The following is a 1,595-nucleotide window of genomic DNA, read 5'->3' as shown; positions in this document are numbered from 1 at the left end:
GCCCGCCGGGTCGAACGCGAGCCCGCTCACCGGCCGCGCCGTGCCGACGGCCTGCACCGGCACGTAGAGCGGCACGGCCAGCGCGTCGCGCACCGCCCGCTGCTGCGCCCGCGCGTAGAGGGACCGGCGGGTGCCCTCGTCGCCGGTGGCCGCCGCCTCACCGAGCCAGGAGTCCAGCTCGGGATCCCGGACGCGGGAGTAGTTCTGGCCGGCCGGCGGTGCCTGGCCGGAGGTCAGGAACGCGCGCAGCACGTCCGGGTCGGCCCTGGTCCAGCTGGTGTCGGTGAGCTCGTAGACGCCCAGCGCCACCATCCGGTAGAGGTCACCCGCCTGCACGACCGGGCGCTGCACGTCGATCCCGAGCTCCTTGGCCTGCGCCTGGATCGCCTGGGCGAGCGTGCCCCGGCGCTCGGTCGACGCCTGCAACTCCGTGTACGGCCACCGCGCCACGAGCCGGGCGCCGGCCTTGGTGCGGTAGCCCTCGGCGTCGCGCCCGGTCCAGCCCGACTCGTCCAGCAACCGCTCCGCCAACGCCCGGTCGTGGCCCCAGGTGCCCTCGGTGCCGCGGTCGTAGTACGGGGTGGACGGCGACAGGATGCTCCACGCGCGCTCCCGCTGTCCGAAGTAGACGGACCGGACGAGGCCGTCCACGTCGATGCCGCGCTGCACGGCGGTGCGCACCCGGACGTCGTCGAACGGTGCTCGCGAGGTGTTCAGATAGAGGGTTTCCGCCGCGCCTTGCACCGGCGTGCTGTGGAACTCCAACGCGGGATCGTCGCGCACGCCCGCCACCGACTCGGCCGGGATCGCGGCGGCGGCGTCGACCTGGCCGCTGGTCAGCCCGCCGAGCCGGGTCGTGCTCTCCGGCACGAACCGGAACACCAGCCGCTCCAGCCGGGCCGGACCGGCGCGCTGCCCCTCCGCCGCCCACGCGTGGTCGGGGTTGCGGCGCAGCGCCACCTCCTGCTGGGCCACGTGCCGCTCGTAGGTGAACGGCCCGGAGCCGACCAGGTGGTCGCACAGGGAGCCGGCGAACCCGGTGAGCGCCTTGGGCGAGGCGATGCCGAGGTACGTGGTGCTCGCGGCCTGGAGGAACGGCGCGAACGGCTTGGTGAAGCGGACCTCGGCGGTGTCGGCGTCGACGACCGTCGTCCCCTCGTACGGCCCGAGCAGCGTCGCGGCGTACAGCGACTTGGTGGCCGGGTCCGCGATCCGGTCGAAGCTCGCCTTCACCGCGGCCGCGTCCAACGGCGTCCCGTCGTGGAACCGCACGTCGTCGCGCAGGTCGAAGGTGTAGGTCCGCAGGTCCGCCGACACCTGCCAGCTCCGGGCCAGCCAGGGGTGGAACCCGCCCGCCGGGTCCTGCGCCACGAGCGAGTCGAACACGCCCCGGCCGATCAGCGCGGTCGCTTCGGCCGGGCTCACGTGCGGGTCGAGGCAGTTCGGCTCGCGGTCGACGGCGAAGGTGAGCGTGCCGCCGTCGACCGGCTCACCACCGGCCTGCTGATCGGGGACCTCGCCGGTGCACGCCGCGGACAGCGCGAGCAGCGGGACGGCGAGCCACGCACGCCGGGTCCTGGGGTGGGCGACGACGG

Annotated in this window: 1 protein-coding gene; it reads right to left on the bottom strand. The window is 74.9% G+C overall.

The annotated features are described in order from the left end of the window. The coding region (locus AB0G02_RS26345) for an ABC transporter substrate-binding protein (RefSeq protein WP_360798524.1) at nt 1–1,595 on the bottom strand (1,595 nt) is incomplete at both ends.

This window comes from Actinosynnema sp. NPDC023658 (genome assembly GCF_040639995.1).
GTDB lineage: Bacteria > Actinomycetota > Actinomycetes > Mycobacteriales > Pseudonocardiaceae > Actinosynnema.
This window is presented reverse-complemented; position numbering and strand designations above follow the sequence as displayed.